Here is a 16482-nt window from a genome sequence, read left to right on the forward strand (position 1 = left end):
TCCGCCCTTGCCGGGAGCGGGCCGGCATTTCAACCGCGCGGCGGTGAGCCGACCCCGCGCCGGATCAATCGCCTGTGGATGATCGGGAGGCCGATGCGAGGTCGGGCGCCAGCGTCCAGCCGCCGCCCATCGCCTGATAGAGCGTGACGTACGAGGTCAGCCGGTCGGCGCGCGCCTGCACGGCGGCCAGATCGGCGGTCAGCAGGGTGCGCTGCGCGTCGAGCTGTTCGAGATAGGGCGAATAGCCCGCGCGATAGCGGTTGGTGGCGTTGCGCAGCGCCGCCGCTGCGGCATCGCGCTGCCCGACGATGGCGGCTTCCTGCTCGCGCAGCCGGGCCACGCCGGCCAGACTGTCATCCACCTCGCGGAACGCGGTGAGCGCCGCCTTGCGATAGGCGAACGCGGCCTGGTTGCGCCGCGCCGCCGCCGCATCGGCCTGCGCGCGCATGCGTCCGCTGTCGAGCAACGGCGCCAGAATGCTGCCGCCCAGCGAGAACACCCCGATCGGGTTGGCCAGCGCGGTCGACAGCACCAGTCCGACCGAGCCGGTCAGCGAGACGGTGGGCAGGAACGCCGCGCGCGCCGAATCGAGGCTGTGGTCGGCGGCCACCACCGACTGCTCGGCCTGGAACAGGTCGGGGCGGCGGCGCAGCAGGTCGGCGGGCAGGCCATCGGGCACCGCCGGGATCGCCAGCCGCTGCAGCGCCAGCCCGCGCGCCGGGGCGCCGGGAACCTCGCCCGCCAGCAGCCGCAGTCCGTTTTCCTGCCGGGTGATCAGCAGTTTGACTTGCGGGACCAGCTGCTCGGTCGACTTGTACTCGGCTTCGGCCTGATGCAGCTCGAGGTTTGAGGTGTAGCCGGTCTCGGCCCGGCGCCGGGCGATGCGCAGCGCATCGGCGCGCGAGGCGAGCGTGGCTTGCGCGATGCCCAGCCGCGTGTCGAGCGCGCGCAAGTTGATGTAGCCGCTGGCCACGCTGCTCGCGATCGCCAGCCGCACTGTATCGCGCGCGCCCTCGGTCGCCAGCAGCGCAGCGCGGGCGGCGGCATCGGCCTGCCGCAACCGGCCGAACAGGTCGAGGTCGTAGCTCGCGCCGATCGTCGGCTGCGCGCCGAGGCTGGTCGAGGGCGTGCCGAACGCGGTGACCGAGCGGGCTTCGGCCGCGCCGAGACTGCCCGAGATGTTGGGCAGTTCCTGCGCATGGGCAAGATGCTCCTGCGCGCGCGCTTCCTCCACCCGTTCGGCGGCGATGGCGATGTCCGGATTGGCGGCGAGCGCGCGGTCGATCAGGTCGGACAGCGCCGGATCGCCGAACGCCTGCCACCAGTCGGCGCGGACCGGGCCGCTGCCGGTGCGCGCCGGGGCCGAACGCCACTCCGCCGGGGGAGCGACCGACGCGGCGGTCGGAGTTGCGGGGCGGGGACCTGCACATCCTGCCGTGCCCGCCAGCAGGATCGCTGCGAGCGCCGGCCATCCGGACGCGGTACGGGTCACCGGCGGGTTCCGCGCACCGAGGTATCGACCGTCGCCTCCACCGACATGCCGGGGCGCAGGCGCTTGGCCAGATCCTGCCCCGGATCGATGCGGATGCGCACGGCGATGCGCTGCGGCACTTTGGTGAAGTTGCCCGTGGCATTATCGGCCTTGAGCACGGAGAATTCCGATCCTGCCGCCGGGGAAATCTGCTCGACATGCCCGGTGATGGTCGCGCCGCCCAACCCGTCGACGCGAAAGCTGGCGGGCTGGCCGACTTCGATGTGCGCGGTCTGCGCCTCCTTGAAGTTGGCGATCACCCAGGTTTCGGGCGGGACGAGGAACATCAGCTGCGATCCGGCGGTGACGTATTGCCCCACGCGCACGCCCACTTCGCTCAGCCGCCCCGGCTCGGGCGCGCGGATCACGGTGTTGGCCAGATCGATCTGGGCGAGCTGACGCGCTGCCGATGCCCCGGAAACGCCCGCGCGCTGTCCGCCGCGCCCCACTTCCACGGTGCGTACGTCTTCCTGCGCGATCGACCGCGCGGCCTGCGCCTGCAACACACCGGCCTGCGCCTGACGCAAGGCGGCGAGCGTCTGGTCGCGCTCGCGCTTGCTGACCGAACCGTCGGTGACCAGATCGTCGACCCGCGCCATGTCGGCCTGCGCGCGCTGCAGCTGCGCCTGCGCATTGGCGACGGCGGCGGCCTGCGCCTGCACCGTCGCGGCGCGCGCCCGCGCGGCCTGCGCCGCATTGTCGAGCGTGGCCTGCGACACATCGACTTGCGCCTGCGCCTGATCGACGCGCTGGCGATAGATGCGGTCGTCGATCGTGACGAGCGCCTGCCCCGGCGTCACGACGTCGAAATCGTGCACCATCACCTGGGTGACGTAGCCGCTGACTTGCGGGCTGATCACCGTGGTGCGGCCCCGCACATAGGCGTTGTCGGTCGCCTGCTGCGCGGTGGCGAACGGCGGCAGGCGCCACGCGGCGAGCACCGCAAACACGCCCAACAGCGCGATCACCGCGAATATCACGACCGTGGTGCGTGACGCGCGCGGCGGGGTCCAGCCCGAGTCGACCGGCGGCGCCACGACTTCCTGCGCGCGCTCCTCGGTCACCGGAATGCGCGCGACCGGTTCGGCAGCAGGCATCACGGGCGGCTCTGTGGCCATGGATTGCGCTCCTTCACGCGGATCGGGGGACTCAGTGACGGGAATTCGCAGGTCGGTGGGCACAGTTTCGGTCATGTGGGCACTTCGATCAAGGCGGCGCGGCGTGCGCGCCAGTTGCGGCGGGCGAGCAGGAACGCAAGGTAGGCGGTGGTCAGCGCGGAAAGGATCGCGATCAGGCGGAACACATCGTTATAGGCCAGCACGTTGGCCTCACGCGTGGCCACTTGCGACAGCAGCGCGCCGCCTTCGGCCTGGCGCAGCGCGGGATCGCCGATCACGCGGCCGACGGCTTGCCCGCCCGCGCCGATCCGCGCCGCGACCATCGGGTCGGTGATGTCGATCGTCTGGACGATGGCGCTGGAATGCGCCTTTTCCTGGATCGTCTGGTACGTGCCGAGCAACGCCGCGCCGCCCAGGCCGCCCAGCGAATTGACGATCCCGAACAGCGCGATGAACGTGATGATGTGCCCGCTGCCCTCCTTCAGCGCGCGGGTCATCCCGAACAACAGCGCCGGGCCGAGGAAGAACGTGGCCGAAAACGCGATCAGCGCCTGCGAGACATACAGTTCGGGCGCGCGGGTCAGGCTGGTCGAATGCGAATCGGTGTAGGCGGCAATCGCGACGATCCCGATCGCCAGCATGATCGGGTGGGTCAGCTTCTCGACATTGAGCGTGATCGCGCTGGCGGCCACCCCGGCGATCGAGGCGATCAGGATGATCACGAACAGGGTGTGGAACTGGTCGTTGGTCTGGCCCAGCGTGGTCAGCAGACCGACGGCGGCGTACGTCTGTTCGGACAGCACGATCCGCGCCATGATCGTGACCACGGCGAACCGCACGATGTCGGCGCTGCCCAGCCAGCGCGTGTTGATCAGCGGCCTGGCCCGGTGATGCTCGATCGCCAGCGCGCCGATGAACATCGGGATCGCCGCGACCAGCGACCAGCCGATCCACGGCGCCTGCGTCCACCACACGATCCGGCCCTGTCCCAGCACTGCCGCGACCAGCGCGACCGACCCGGCGAACAGCCCGAACGTGACGAAATCCAGCTTCTCGAACGCGGGCTGGCGCTCTGACGGCGGCAGGCGGACCAGTGCGACGGCGGCAAAGCTGATGATCGCCAGCCCCAGCTCGAACAGATACAGCGCGCGCCATTGCGACATCGCCAGCAGATCGGGCGAAAAAAGCCGCGCCATGGGGATGGCGCACTGCGGAATGCCGATGCCCACCACCAGACCCTTCAGCCGCCATTTGGCCGGAAACGCCTGCATGAAATAGTACAGGCACAGCGTCGACAGCGACGCTCCGGCGATGCCGCTGACCGCGCGGACCATCACTGCCGATCCAAAATCGTTGACGAACAGGTGGGCGAACGTCGCCAGCACATACAGCCCCAGGAAGATGAGCGCGAACGGGCGCAACCCGTATTGCTGGCGGAACTTGATCAGCAGCATGTTGGCCGACGTGTTGGTCATCACATAGACCGTGGGCAGCCACGCGATCTGGTAGGGATCGAGCCCCAGCGAGCCCTGGAGCTGCGCGGTGTTGACCGAGATCATCGCGTTGCCCAACCCGCCGGTCAGCCCCACCAGCGTGGCCACCGCGATATACACGGCGCGACGGCGGGCCGGATGCGCGGGTGAGGCGGGGGATCCGGGCATGACCGCGCGCTCGTGCGGCGCGAAGGTCCATTGTTCCTCGGACAGGAAGTGTCGCAGTGTCGCACCCGGCATAAGCGCACAATGCTTCGCGAGCGCAAAAGATGCCAGTTCCCGCAAAAAAATTCGGTCGGTCCTGCGCTGGGACCGTTCCAGCCGAAATTTTCATTAAAATGTAAGGATTAGAATATCTTGGTGCTGCACCGCAGCAATCGGTGACTGCGATGCGACAGCATCAGGGTGCCAAAACCGGCCAGATCGGCTCGTAATAAATTGTATCTTCAGAAACCGACGCCGCCAACGCGTGTTAGGGGCATGACGCCGGACCAGCGAATCCGGCATTCGTTTTCTCGGCCCCTGGCCAAACCGTACGAGCGGGATCTGCGACCTTGAACATCTCGACCTCGACCGCCGGCCGGTTTGCACACGTCATGCCGCTGGCAGCCCTGCTGGTACTGGCCGCCTGCTCATCGAGCCAGGGCGCGGACAAGAAGGGCGGGGCCAAAGGGCCGGCGCAAGTGGGCTTTGTGGTGATGCAGCCCACCAGCGTGGGCCTGGATGCCGAGCTTTCGGCGCGCGTGACCGCCTACCAGATGGCCGAGGTCCGCCCGCAAGTGTCGGGCATCATCCGCCGCCGCTATTTCACCGAAGGGTCGTTGGTGCGCAAGGGCCAGACGCTCTACCAGATCGATCCCAGCCTGTATCAGGCGCAAGTCTCGCAAGCGTCCGCCAACGTGCAAAGCGCGCAGGCGACCTATGACGGCGCCCGGATCAAGGCCGACCGCTATCGCCCGCTCGCGCAGATCGAGGCGATTTCCAAACAGGACTATACCGATGCCGCCGCCACCGCGCGCCAGGCCAGCGCGGCGATCGCGCAGAACGCCGCGCAACTGCGCACCGCGCGGATCAACCTCAACTTCACGCGCGTGCCGTCGCCGATCACCGGCCGCATCGGTCGCTCGCTGATGACCGAGGGCGCGCTGGTGACGTCGAGCCAGGTCGATCCGCTCGCGGTGATCGAGCGGCTCGATCCGATCTATGTCGACATCCAGCAGTCGAGCGCCGACCTGCTCGCGCTGCGCCGGGCGCTGGCGACCGACGGGCAGGTGCCCGCCACCGCGCGGGTGCGGTTGAAGCTGGAGGATGGCAGCGACTACCCGCTTGAAGGGCTGGTCCAGTTTTCCGAGGTCATGGTCAACCAGAGCACCGGTACGGTCACGCTGCGCGCCAGCTTCGCCAACCCGCAAGGGCTGCTGCTGCCGGGCATGTTCGTGCACGCGATCGTCGCGCAGTCGGTCGATACCAAAGCCTACCTGCTGCCGCAGGCCGCGCTCGTGCGCGATGCCAAGGGCGGCGGCACGGTGTGGATCGTGGGGCCGGGCAACAAGGCGGTGCAGCGCAGCGTCGTCGCCGATCGCGCACAAGGTGCCAACTGGGTGGTCACCAGCGGGTTGCAGCCCGGCGACAAAGTGATCGTGCAGGGCATCGCCAATCTCAAGGCCAACGCTCCGGTGCGCCCGGTTGCGGCCAGCGCGCCCGAGCGGATCGATCCGTCGCGCGGCGGGGGAGGCTCAGGGGCTGGCGGCAGCGGTGGCGCGGCCGGCGGCCGACGGTCGCAGGGCGGATAGGCCCGCATGTCCCGCATCTTCATCGATCGCCCGATCTTTGCCTGGGTGATCGCGATCATCGTCATGCTGGCCGGGCTGGGGGCGATCCTGACGCTGCCGATCGCGCAGTATCCCGATGTCGCGCCGCCGCAGGTCAACGTGCGCACCAGCTATCCCGGCGCCTCTGCCTCGACCGTGCAGAACAGCGTGACCCAGATCATCGAGCAGCAACTGACCGGCATCGACGGGCTGCTGTATTTCAGCTCCACGTCCAGTTCGAAAGGTTCGGTCAGCATCGCCGCGACGTTCGACAAGGGCACCAACCCCGACATCGCGCAAGTCCAGGTGCAGAACAAGGTGCAGCAGGCGCTGTCGCGGCTGCCGCAACAGGTGCAGCAGCAGGGGCTCACCGTCACCAAGTCGAACCCCGACTTCCTGCTGCTGGTGGGCGTTTACGACAAGACCGACCGCATGACCAACATGGACGTGTCGGACTACCTCGCCTCCAACCTGCAGGACCAGCTCTCGCGCGTGCCGGGCGTGGGCGATACCAACGTGTTCGGCGCGCCTTATGCCATGCGCATCTGGCTCAACCCCGATCGGCTGGCTAGCTATTCGCTGATGCCGTCCGACGTGGTCACCGCGATCACCGCGCAGAACACCGAAGTCGCCGCGGGCGAGATCGGCGGCCAGCCGATGCCCAGGGAGCAGATGCTCAACGCCACGGTCAGCGCGCAGTCGCGGCTGCAGACGCCGGACCAGTTCGCCAGGATCATCCTCAAGACCGATCCCAGCGGCGCCAGCGTGATGTTGCGCGACGTGGCGCGGATCGAGCTGGGCGCGGACAACTACAGCGCCGCCAGCCGGGTCAACAGCCACCCGGGCGCGGGCCTGTCGATCAGCCTGGCGCCGGGCGCCGACGCGCTCAAGACCGCCGAACTGGTCAAGGCCGCAGTCGAGCAGGCCTCGCACAATTTCCCCGATGGCCTGGCCTATGCCTATGCCAACGATACCACCGCGTTCATCAAGCTGTCGGTCGACGAAGTGATCAAGACGCTGGTCGAGGCGATCGTGCTGGTGGTGATCGTGATGTTCGTGTTCCTGCAAAGCTGGCGGGCCACGCTGGTGCCGACCATCGCGGTGCCGGTGGTGCTGCTGGGCACGTTCGCGATTCTCCATCTGTTCGGGTTCACCATCAACACGCTGACCCTGTTCGGGCTGGTGCTGTCGATCGGCCTGCTGGTCGACGATGCGATCGTGGTGGTCGAGAACGTCGAGCGATTGCTCGAGGAAAACCCCGAGATGACCCCGCGCGAGGCGACCATCGCGTCGATGGAGCAGATTCAGGTCGCGCTGGTGGCGATCGCGCTGGTGCTGTCGGCGGTGTTCCTGCCGATGGCGTTCTTCGGCGGATCGACCGGGGTGATCTATCGCCAGTTCTCGATCACCATCGTCTCGGCGATGGTGCTGTCGGTGCTGGTCGCGCTGATCCTCAGCCCCGCGCTGTGCGCCACGCTGCTGCGGCGCAAGGCCGATGAGCCGGAGCTGGAACAGTCGTGGCTGGGGCGCAAGTTTCCCAAGGCCGCCGAACGCGTCGGCCATGCGCGCGACCGGTTCAACACCGGTTTCCAGAACGGCATCGAACGCTATGCCGGCGCGGTGTCACGCGTCGTCGATCGCAAGTGGCTGTTCCTGCTGATCTACGGCGGGGTCGTGGCGCTGCTGGTGGTGCTGTTCGTGCGCCTGCCGACCGGCTTCCTGCCGACCGAGGACCAGGGCGCGGCCAGCATCCAGTTCCGCCTGCCCGCCGGCGCCACGCTGGGCCGCACGCAGCAAGTGCAGACCGCGATCGAGAAGTACTTCCTCACCAGCGAAGCCAAGAACGCAGCCGTCATCTTCACGGTCGCGGGCGGCGGTGGCGGCGGCGCGAGCGGCCAGAACACCGGGCAGGGCTTCCTCAACTTCGCCGACTGGGCCGACCGCAAGGGGTCCGAAAACACCGCCGACGCCATCGTCGCGCGGGCTTCGGCCGCGTTCCGCAACTTCCGCGATGCACAGGTCTTTGCGCTGATCCCCGGCGCGATCCGCGGGCTGGGCCAGTCGAACGGCTTTACCGTGGAGCTGCAGAACGCCAGCAGCATGCCGCCCGAACAGTTCGCCGCCGCGCGCGACAAGCTGCTTGCGCTGGCCAACGCCGATCCGGCGATGACCGCGGTGCGCCTGTCCGATTTGCCCGACGTGGCCACGCTGGCGGTCGATATCGACCAGCAGAAGCTGTCCGCGCTGGGGCTGGCGCAGGCCGACGTCAACAGCACGCTGGCGACCGCCTGGGGCGGACGCTACGTCAACGACTTCATCGACCGGGGCCGGGTCAAGCGCGTGTACGTGCAGGGCGATGCGCCGTGGCGCGCCTCGCCAGAGGACATCGGCGCCTGGTTCGTGCGATCGAACACCGGCCAGATGGCGCCGTTCTCCTCGTTCGCGCAAACCCACTGGGCCACCGCGCCGACCACGCTGTCGCGGTTCATGGGCATCCCGTCGTACGAGCTGCAGGGCTCGGCGGCGCCGGGTTACAGCTCGGGCGATGCGATGAACCGGATCGAGAAGCTGGCGAGTGAAATCCCCGGCACGACGATCGCATGGTCGGGGCTGTCGTACCAGGAACGACTGTCGTCGGGGCAGGCGCCGTTGCTGTACGCGATCTCGCTGATGGTCGTCTTCCTGTGCCTGGCCGCGCTGTATGAGAGCTGGACGATCCCGGTGGCGGTGCTGCTGATCATCCCGCTGGGGCTGGTCGGCGCGGTGTTCGCGGTGACGTTGCGCGGATTGCAGAACGATGTGTACCTGCAGATCGGCCTGCTCACCACGATGGGGCTGGCCGCCAAGAACGCGATCCTGATGATCGAGTTTGCCGAACGTGCCGAAAAAGAGGGCAAGCGCGTGATCGAGGCCGCGCTGGAGGCCGCGCGCATCCGCCTGCGCCCGATCCTGATGACCAGTCTGGCGTTCATCTTCGGCGTGCTGCCGCTGGCGATCTCGACCGGCGCGGGCGCCAACAGCCGCATCGCCATCGGCACCTCGGTGATCGGCGGGATGCTGACCGCCACGATTCTGGCGATCTTCTACATTCCGCTGTTCTTCGTGCTGGTGCGCCGGGGCACGCGTGACGCGTGGAACAAGTTGCACCATCGCCCGCCGCCGCCTGCAACAACCGGCCCCGAACCGGAGCCCCAGCCATGAACAAAGCCGCCAGCCTGCTAATGCTCGGCGCCGCGCTCGCCGGGTGCTCGATGGACCCCAAGTATGTCCGGCCCGAAGCGCCGGTGCCACCGTCGTGGCCGGTGGGCGATGCGTACTTGCGCCAGAACGAGGCGGCGCTGCCGTCGGTCAGCTATCGCGACATCTTCCGCGATGCGCGGCTGCAGGCGCTGATCGAGCAGGCGCTGGCCAACAACCGCGACTTGCGCGTGGCCGCCGCGAATATCGAGGCGGCGCGCGCGCAATACCGCATCCAGCGCGCCAACCAGTTGCCGGGGCTCGATGCCACCGCCGGGGCGTCGATCGCGAAGGGCACGAGCAGTTCCACCAACACGACCTCGACCGGCGGCACCGGCACCGGCACCACGACGTCGAGCGGATCGGGCACGCGCAGCAATTTTTCCGCCGACCTCGGCGTGCGCAGCTTCGAGCTGGACCTGTTCGGGCGGCTCGCCTCGCTGTCGCGCGCCGAACAGAACCGCTACTTCGCCACCGAAGCCGCCGCGCGTGCCACACGGCTGACGCTGGTGGGCGACATCGCCGACGGCTGGCTCAACTATGCCTCCGACGCCACGCTGCTGGCCATCGCGCGCAGTACCGCAGCCAGCGCGCAGCGCAGCGTCAGCCTGACGCAGGCGCGGCTGACCGGTGGCATCGCGCCGCGCACCGATTTGCGCCAGGCGCAACAGATCCTCGAGACCGCCAACGCCGACGTCGCGCAGCAGACCACGGCGCTGGCGCAGGATGTCAACGCGCTGCAACTGCTAGTCGGCGCGCCGATCGACCCGGCCCGGCTGCCCGCCTCGATCGACGAGGCCGCGCCGACGCTGGCCGCGCTGCCGGCGGGGCTCGATTCCACGATCCTGCTGCGCCGCCCCGACGTGGTCGAGGCCGAATACAACTTGCGCGCCGCCAATGCCGAGATCGGCGCGGCGCGCGCGGCGCTGTTTCCCAAGATTTCGCTGACCGGGCTGCTCGGGTTCGCCAGCACCGCACTGACCAGCCTGTTCAGCGGCGGGCTGGCCTGGTCGGCGAGCGCGGCGGTGGACTATCCGATCTTCAGCGCGGGCGCGGGCAAGGCCAACGTCGCGCTGAGCGAGGCGCAGCGCAAGGCCGCGCTGGCCACATATGAAAAGGCGATCCAGACCGCGTTTCGCGAAGTGTCCGATGCGCTGGCACGGCGCGGCACGGTGGGCGAACAGTTGCGCGCGGTGACCGCGCAACGCGATGCCGCCGCCGATACCTACCGGCTGGTCGAGGCGCGCTATCGCGGCGGGATCGACCCGTTCCTCAACAGCCTCGATGCGCAACGTTCGCTGTATTCCGCCCAACGCACGTTGGCCACGACCAGGCTGGTCGGTGCGAGCAATCTGGTCAGCCTGTACCGCTCGCTCGGCGGCGACGCGCTGCTTGATGCGAGTCCGGCAGGTCCGGTCGACGTCACGCCCCATCCGGCGAACACGGCGCCCTGACCGGGGCTCGTCAGGCGGTGCCGAGCAACGCGCTCAGCCGCAGCAGCGCCTGCCGCCGGTGCCAGCGCGACATGCCGTAGCGCACGTCGTCGAAGTGGCCCTGCTCAAGGTTGCGCACCGCCTTGAAGCCCATCACGCCCAGCCGCAACTGGCCCCACATCCGGTAGAAATCGAGCTGCGCGGCGGGTGGGCGACGCCCTCCCGCCGCTTCATAGGCGGTCAGGAAATCCGCGAACGTCGAGGCGCTTTGCGCCGCGTACCAGAAATACGCAAGATCGGCGGCGGGCGTTCCGACATGCGCGAACTCCCAGTCCAGCACTGCGGAAACGCGATCGCCTTCGACCAGCATGTTGTTGAAATTGAAGTCGTCGTGCGTCAGCGCGGGCGGGCCGTAGGCATCGCTGCGATGGCGTTCGATCCAGTCGAAGCAGGCGTCCATGATCGCGCTGCGCTCGCCCAACGCCTGCCAGTCTGCCTGATGTTCGGCGAACTGCGCGTCGAAGAAGGCATCGCCCTGCGGCTGGCCAGCGTTGGGCCACGCGTCGACCGGGATCGCATGGACCTTGGCCATGCACCCCGCCACGTCTGCGACCAGCGCCGGGGCGGGGCCGGGCGGGGCGTAGATGCTGCCCGCCGGCGCGCCCGACACCGCCGCGAACACGATGAACGGATCGCCGATCACCGTTCCCGTCGGCTCCAGCGCGAACGGCTGCGGGATGCGCGCGCCATGCTGCCACAGCAGTTGCAGCGGCCCCCATTCGTCGATCACCGTGGTGCCGAGGTAGTTGTTGGCGCTGCGATCGACGCGCAGCGCCAGGTTGCGCGGCAGGGTGGTGCTGCCCGCGATCGTGACCAGCACCGTCTTTTTAGACATCCCGCGCGAGACGGTCGCGGCGGACAGAACCTGCACGCCTTCGCCCAGGAACCGGGCCAGCGCGGCGGTGTCGAGCCGGTCCGCCACCGGCGCCAGCACCGGCGCGCTGCGTTCGGTCAGCGCCAGCGTTTCCAGCGTGCGGCAATGCGCGGTCTCGGCCGCGACGTCGCCGGGCGGTGCGGGCAGCGCGGCCTCGCCGATCAGTTCGCCCAGCAGGATCTGGATCGCGGTGCGACCGGCGGCATCGGCCGGATCGAGCCGCGCCACCGCATCGCGCACGAGCCTGAGTTGGTTGGCCACGGCGTCGCTCATGCGTACGGTCCGCCGATGGTCGAGCTGCGGCCGATCTCCACCAGCCCGACGCCGTGCTCGCCGGTTTCGGCCAGCGTCAGCGGGCAGAAGTTCTCGACGATGTGGAACGCGACTTTGCCCGCCGGTGCCTCGGACGCGAGCGGCACGTGCGCGAACCGCGCGGCGACGTCGGCGGTGATGGTGTAGCGGTTGCCGAACACGTCGGTCACCTCGTGTACCAGCCGTTCGCACAGCCCGTCGGCTTGTGCGCCTTCGCTGCGCACCTCGATATGGCGCAGCGCGCGCGGGCCCTCGGCATCGACGACATAGCCTTCGCGCGCCACCAGACCGGGCCGCCACGTGGTGGCGATGGTCTTGATCCCGAAGCTGCGGCCGGGGAAATTGAGCGCGCACCAGGTGTGCGACAGGCTACCCGCATCGGCGCGCATCACCCAGCTGTGGTCGCGGTAGCCGGTCCCGGCAATCGCCACGCTGCCGCCATCGGCAAACCGCGCGGTGCCGCTGGCGTCGAGCGCCTGCTGCTGGTGATTGTACGGCAGGTTCAGCCCCAGCGTCATCACTTCCTGAAACGACGCGGATGGGTTGCCGGCGGTCTTGCACGCGGCATAATCGAACGTCGGAAGCCGCGCGGTAAACGCCAGTTCCAGCTCGATTTCGGCGGTCTTGAGCGCCAGTTCGAACCGGGCATGCGGCGCGGCGAAGTGCAGTGTGAGCGCGCCGTCGCCGATGGTGCGCGCGTATTCGTAGTCGGCGGGAAACGGCGTGGTGTTGGCATAGCGCACCGATCGCCCGGCGATCTCGAGGTTGGCGGTATAGCGCGCGCGATCGTGGCCCGGTTCGTGGTTGAGATGGATCACCCCGAACGCGCGGCTTTCGGGCGCCAGCAGGATGAAGAAGTAGTTTTCCTTGTAGCGCAGCTGCGCAAACGCCGGGACCGGATGCGGCAGGTCGTCGTGGATGCTGGTCATGTCATTCGCCTTCGGGAAAGTCGGCCAGCGGCGCGATCGGTTCGCTGCGCGCAAGGTCGGCCAGCTTGGCGTGGTACGCGCCGGTGATGGTCGGCAGCGCCTTGCCCCCCAGCACCAGCCGCAGCGGGGGATCGTCGCCCGTCACGGTATCGATGATGATCGCCGCGCCACGCACGGGATCGCCCTGCTGCAGCCCGTCGCTCGCGGCATAGGACCGGCGCTGTGCGATGACCGCGCTGTAATCGGCGATCTCGCTGTCTGGCAGCGCGATCGATCGGCCGAAGAAATCGGTGCGGAACGGGCCGGGGCTGACGATCATCGCGCGAATGCCAAGCTCGCGCGCTTCCCCGGCCAGCGCCTCGGTCATCGCCTCCAGCGCGGCTTTGCTCGCGGAGTAATAGCCCGATCCGGCAAACCCGCGCGATCCGGCGGTGGATGAGACGTTGACGATGAAGCCCGATCGCCGCGCGCGCATCCCGGGCAGCGCCGCGCGCATCAGGGCGGCGGGGCCGAACACGTTGGTTTCGAACTGGCGGCGCACCGCCGCGTCGTCCGCTTCCTCGATGGTCGAGAGGAAGCCGTAGCCGGCATTGTTGGCCAGCACGTCGATCGCGCCGAACCGGTCGAGCGCCGCTGCCACCGCGCTTTCCGCATCGCCGGGGCGGGTGACGTCAAGGCGCTGTGCCAGCACGCGCTCGGGCGCCAGCGCCACCAGATCGGCCACGTCGTCAAGGTTGCGCGCTGCCGCCACCGCATTGCCGCCGCGCGCCACGATTTCGCGCACCAGCGCCTTGCCGAACCCGGCCGAGGCGCCGGTGATGAGCCAGGTCTTGCCGGACAGGCTCATACCACTTCGCCGCCCGCCAGCGCGAACGTGCGCGGGCTCGATCCGTGTTCGTGCGTGATGCGCCAATGGCCGTCGGGGCCGCGCACCCAGACCAGCGTGGTGCGGAACTGCTTGGCGAAATCATCGCCGCCTTTCGACTTGCCGTACCAGTCGGCGCTGACCGACATCCACGCCACGCCGCCCTTGCGGAAAATGCGCGGCTCCTCGCGGAAGGTGAAGCGGATCTCGCTGTATTTCTCGAGCACTTTGTACCAGCCGACCGCATAAGCATCCCAGCCGATATAGCCTTCGAGCGGCGGCGCGATGTCGTAAGCCGTGAAATCGTCATCCATCTTGTAGAGATGCTCCACCGTCGAGCGGTCGAGCGCGCCGCCGCCGATGTCGTACTGGCGGCGATAGTCTTCCAGCAGGCCGCGCAGCACGGCGATCTCGGGATCGTTGGGGTCGTTGGCGGGCATCGTGGTCCTCGTCCGAAAGGGAAATGGTCAGCCGGCGATTTCGGCAAATCGCTCCATCGCGTCGGCAAATTCCTCGCGGTAACGCTGGACGATGGCGCGGCACGAGGTTTCCTCGTTGATCAGGCCGATGCCCTGGCCCACGCCTTCGGTCAGCAGTGCACGCGCCTGCTCGTTGCCGCCGTCGACCGATTTCTCGGCCAGTTGCAACGCGCGATCGGTGAGGATGTGCTGGTACGGCATGGGCAGGAAGCCGGGGCTGTCCTTGCCTTCCCACGCCGCGTTCCAGTCCGATTTCAGCTGGCGGGCGGTCTTGCCGGTCATCGCGCGGCTGCGGATCGTGTCGCGCGATCTGGCGGCGATCAGGCGCTGCTTGACCGCCGGGTGGACGCTGGATTCGGTGCTGGGCAACCACGCGGAGCCGGTCCATGCGCCGTCTGCGCCCATCAGCATCGCGGCGGCCATCTGCTGCCCGGTGGCGATGCCGCCTGCCGCCAGCACGGGGGCGTCGCTGCCCGATGCGCGCAAGGTGCGCACCACTTCGGGCAGCAGCACCATGGTCGACACTTCGCCGCAATGCGCGCCCGCCTCGTTGCCTTGCGCCACGATCACGTCGATCCCCGCCTCGATCTGGCGCAGCGCGTGTTCGCGAGAGCCTACCAGCGCGCCGGTGGGTACGCCCGCCGCCTTGGACTTCTCGATGAAGAATTTCGGCGGCAGGCCCAGAGCATTGACGAACAGCCGGATCGGGTGGCGCAGGCCTTCCTCGACTTGCTCCATCGCGGTGTCGAGGAAATGGCTGATGCCGCGATCCTCGTCCGCGCGCACGGGGGTTGCGGTGTTGACGCCGTGGCTGGTCAGCACCTCGTCCATGAACTGCTTGTGCGTATCGGGGATCTGCGCGAGCAGCGTGTGCAGGGTCTGGTGCGTGTCGTCGCGGTTGCCCATGTTTTCGGGGATCGCCAGGTCGAGGCCATACGGCTTGCCGTCGATATGCGCGTCGATCCAGTCGAGTTCGACCTTCATCTGCGCGGTGTCCATCGCGGCGGCACCGAACACGCCGAAGCCGCCCGCCTTGCTCACCGCCACGACCACGTCGCGGCAATGGCTGAAGGCGAACAGCGGGAAGTCGATCCCCAGCATGGCGCAAAGCTTGTTGTTCATCGCGTGACTCCCCAATCCTTCAGGACGGCTTCGGTATCGGCGCCGGGCTGCGGCGGCGGACAGGCCACCGCGCCGGGCGTCCGGCTGAATTTCGGGCCGGGCGCGGCCTGCAGCACGCCGTCGGCGGTGAAATAGCTGGCGCGCGCTGCAAGGTGCGGATCGTCGGCCAGCTCGCCCGATGCCAGCACCGGCGCGACGCAGGCTTCGGGCGAAAATAGCGCATCCCATTCGGCGCGGGTCTTTGTCGCAATGCGCGCGGCGACTTTGGCCTTGAGCGAAGGCCACGCCGCCGGGTCCATCTGGCGGTCGAACTCGGGGTCATCGGCAAAGCCCGCACCGACGCGGAACGCGGCGTAGAACTGCGGCTCGATCGCGCCGACCGACAGCAGCTTGCCGTCGGCGGTGCGATAGACCTGGTAGAAATGCGATGCCCCGTCCGAGTAATGGCTGGCGCGATTATCGGTGAAGAAGCCGTTGGCCTTCATCGTCAGGAAGCCCATCATCTGCAGCGCCGCGCCCTCGATCATCGCGGCGTCGATCACTTGGCCTATGCCCGACTGGCGCGTCTCGATCACCGCCGCGAGGATGCCGAACGCCAGGAACAGCCCGCCGCCGCCCATATCGCCGACGAAGTTGTTGGGGATCGCGGGCACGTCTTCCGCCGGGCCGATGGTGTGCAGCGCACCCGACAGCGCGATGTAGTTGATGTCGTGCCCGGCAGCGGCTGCGCGCGGGCCGGTCTGGCCCCACCCGGTCATCCGCCCGTAGACCACCCGGGGATTGCGCGACAGGCACACGTCCGGCCCGAAGCCCAGCTTTTCGGCCACGCCGGGGCGGTTGGGTTCGATCACCGCATCGGCGCGATCGACCAGTTGCAGCGCGGTTTCGAGGTCGGCGGGTTGCTTGAGGTCGAGCGTCACCGCGCGGCGGCCGCGATTGAGCAGGTTGCTGGCCGGGTCGATGCCGTACAATGCGGTCGCGCCGCCGGGCCGGTCGATCTGGACGACTTCCGCGCCCAGATCGGCGAGCAGCATGCCGCAGAACGGCCCGGGACCGAGCCCGGCAAACTCCACGATCCTGAGACCGCGCAACGGCCCCTGCCTCTCGCCCATCGATTCGCTCTCCTGAGGCCATTTTTGGCTCGACAGAAATTAGATAGCAAGATTACAATGACCCTCATAACCATTTTGCCGCACGATCGGCAGGGCGAGGACCAAA

General features: G+C 68.5%; 12 protein-coding genes. 3 read left to right on the forward strand and 9 right to left on the reverse strand.

What is annotated here, in order from left to right; translation table 11 throughout:
• Nucleotides 1-64: 64 nt before the first annotated feature.
• The 3 genes from NL2_RS15500 to NL2_RS15510 form a co-directional block, all read right to left on the reverse strand.
• A complete protein-coding gene (locus NL2_RS15500; protein ID WP_068076603.1) occupies nt 65-1492 on the reverse strand; it encodes an efflux transporter outer membrane subunit in 1428 nt (475 codons plus the stop codon).
• On the reverse strand, nt 1489-2649 hold the full coding sequence (locus tag NL2_RS15505) for an HlyD family secretion protein (RefSeq protein WP_084356134.1): 1161 nt from the start codon (nt 2647-2649) through the stop codon (nt 1489-1491). The genes NL2_RS15500 and NL2_RS15505 overlap by 4 nt, the downstream gene beginning before the upstream one ends.
• A 71-nt stretch (nt 2650-2720) precedes the next feature.
• Nucleotides 2721-4310: an MFS transporter gene (locus NL2_RS15510; RefSeq protein WP_245647718.1), complete on the reverse strand. Its 1590-nt coding sequence runs from the start codon at nt 4308-4310 to the stop codon at nt 2721-2723.
• A 392-nt stretch (nt 4311-4702) separates the two neighbouring features.
• Here NL2_RS15510 and NL2_RS15515 point away from each other — a divergent pair, with 392 nt between their 5' ends.
• The 3 genes from NL2_RS15515 to NL2_RS15525 are packed head-to-tail and all read left to right on the forward strand — an operon-like array spanning nt 4703 to nt 10644.
• On the forward strand, nt 4703-5935 hold the full coding sequence (locus tag NL2_RS15515; RefSeq protein WP_245647721.1) for an efflux RND transporter periplasmic adaptor subunit: 1233 nt from the start codon (nt 4703-4705) through the stop codon (nt 5933-5935).
• 6 nt (nt 5936-5941) lie between these two features.
• On the forward strand, nt 5942-9154 hold the full coding sequence (locus tag NL2_RS15520) for an efflux RND transporter permease subunit (protein ID WP_068076607.1): 3213 nt from the start codon (nt 5942-5944) through the stop codon (nt 9152-9154).
• On the forward strand, nt 9151-10644 hold the full coding sequence (locus tag NL2_RS15525) for an efflux transporter outer membrane subunit (RefSeq protein WP_068076608.1): 1494 nt from the start codon (nt 9151-9153) through the stop codon (nt 10642-10644). Before NL2_RS15520 ends, NL2_RS15525 begins: the two co-directional genes overlap by 4 nt.
• Before the next feature lie 10 nt (nt 10645-10654).
• Here the strand turns inward: NL2_RS15525 and NL2_RS15530 are convergent, their stop codons facing one another.
• Genes NL2_RS15530 through NL2_RS15555 form a run of 6 tightly spaced genes read right to left on the reverse strand, consistent with a single transcriptional unit; the run spans nt 10655 to nt 16376 of the window.
• Nucleotides 10655-11830 carry a phosphotransferase family protein gene (locus NL2_RS15530; protein WP_068076609.1) on the reverse strand — a complete coding sequence of 392 codons (1176 nt, stop codon included), beginning with the start codon at nt 11828-11830 and terminating at the stop codon, nt 10655-10657.
• On the reverse strand, nt 11827-12798 hold the full coding sequence (locus tag NL2_RS15535) for a DUF7064 domain-containing protein (RefSeq protein ID WP_068076610.1): 972 nt from the start codon (nt 12796-12798) through the stop codon (nt 11827-11829). The genes NL2_RS15530 and NL2_RS15535 overlap by 4 nt, the downstream gene beginning before the upstream one ends.
• A gap of 1 nt (nt 12799) precedes the next feature.
• Nucleotides 12800-13645 (reverse strand): oxidoreductase, encoded by an 846-nt coding sequence (locus tag NL2_RS15540; RefSeq protein ID WP_068076611.1) that lies wholly within the window; start codon nt 13643-13645, stop codon nt 12800-12802.
• Nucleotides 13642-14103, reverse strand: coding sequence for a YybH family protein (locus tag NL2_RS15545; protein WP_068076612.1), 462 nt, complete (start codon nt 14101-14103; stop codon nt 13642-13644). The genes NL2_RS15540 and NL2_RS15545 overlap by 4 nt, the downstream gene beginning before the upstream one ends.
• Nucleotides 14104-14130: 27 nt before the next feature.
• A complete protein-coding gene (locus NL2_RS15550) occupies nt 14131-15264 on the reverse strand; it encodes a nitronate monooxygenase (RefSeq protein ID WP_068076613.1) in 1134 nt (377 codons plus the stop codon).
• A complete protein-coding gene (locus NL2_RS15555; RefSeq protein ID WP_068076614.1) occupies nt 15261-16376 on the reverse strand; it encodes a CaiB/BaiF CoA transferase family protein in 1116 nt (371 codons plus the stop codon). The genes NL2_RS15550 and NL2_RS15555 overlap by 4 nt, the downstream gene beginning before the upstream one ends.
• Nucleotides 16377-16482 lie beyond the last annotated feature (106 nt).

It is taken from the genome of Novosphingobium lentum NBRC 107847 (genome assembly GCF_001590965.1).
Classification (GTDB): Bacteria; Pseudomonadota; Alphaproteobacteria; order Sphingomonadales; family Sphingomonadaceae; genus Novosphingobium; species Novosphingobium lentum.

What these genes read in the sequence shown, in the direction of transcription:
- NL2_RS15505 (WP_084356134.1), bottom strand. Translation starts at nt 2,649, where the DNA reads ATGGCCACAGAGCCGCCCGTGATGCCTGCTGCCGAACCGGTCGCGCGC.
- NL2_RS15510 (WP_245647718.1), bottom strand. Translation starts at nt 4,310, where the DNA reads ATGCCCGGATCCCCCGCCTCACCCGCGCATCCGGCCCGCCGTCGCGCC.
- NL2_RS15520 (WP_068076607.1), top strand. Translation starts at nt 5,942, where the DNA reads ATGTCCCGCATCTTCATCGATCGCCCGATCTTTGCCTGGGTGATCGCG.
- NL2_RS15525 (WP_068076608.1), top strand. Translation starts at nt 9,151, where the DNA reads ATGAACAAAGCCGCCAGCCTGCTAATGCTCGGCGCCGCGCTCGCCGGG.
- NL2_RS15530 (WP_068076609.1), bottom strand. Translation starts at nt 11,830, where the DNA reads ATGAGCGACGCCGTGGCCAACCAACTCAGGCTCGTGCGCGATGCGGTG.
- NL2_RS15535 (WP_068076610.1), bottom strand. Translation starts at nt 12,798, where the DNA reads ATGACCAGCATCCACGACGACCTGCCGCATCCGGTCCCGGCGTTTGCG.
- NL2_RS15540 (WP_068076611.1), bottom strand. Translation starts at nt 13,645, where the DNA reads ATGAGCCTGTCCGGCAAGACCTGGCTCATCACCGGCGCCTCGGCCGGG.
- NL2_RS15545 (WP_068076612.1), bottom strand. Translation starts at nt 14,103, where the DNA reads ATGCCCGCCAACGACCCCAACGATCCCGAGATCGCCGTGCTGCGCGGC.
- NL2_RS15550 (WP_068076613.1), bottom strand. Translation starts at nt 15,264, where the DNA reads ATGAACAACAAGCTTTGCGCCATGCTGGGGATCGACTTCCCGCTGTTC.
- NL2_RS15555 (WP_068076614.1), bottom strand. Translation starts at nt 16,376, where the DNA reads ATGGGCGAGAGGCAGGGGCCGTTGCGCGGTCTCAGGATCGTGGAGTTT.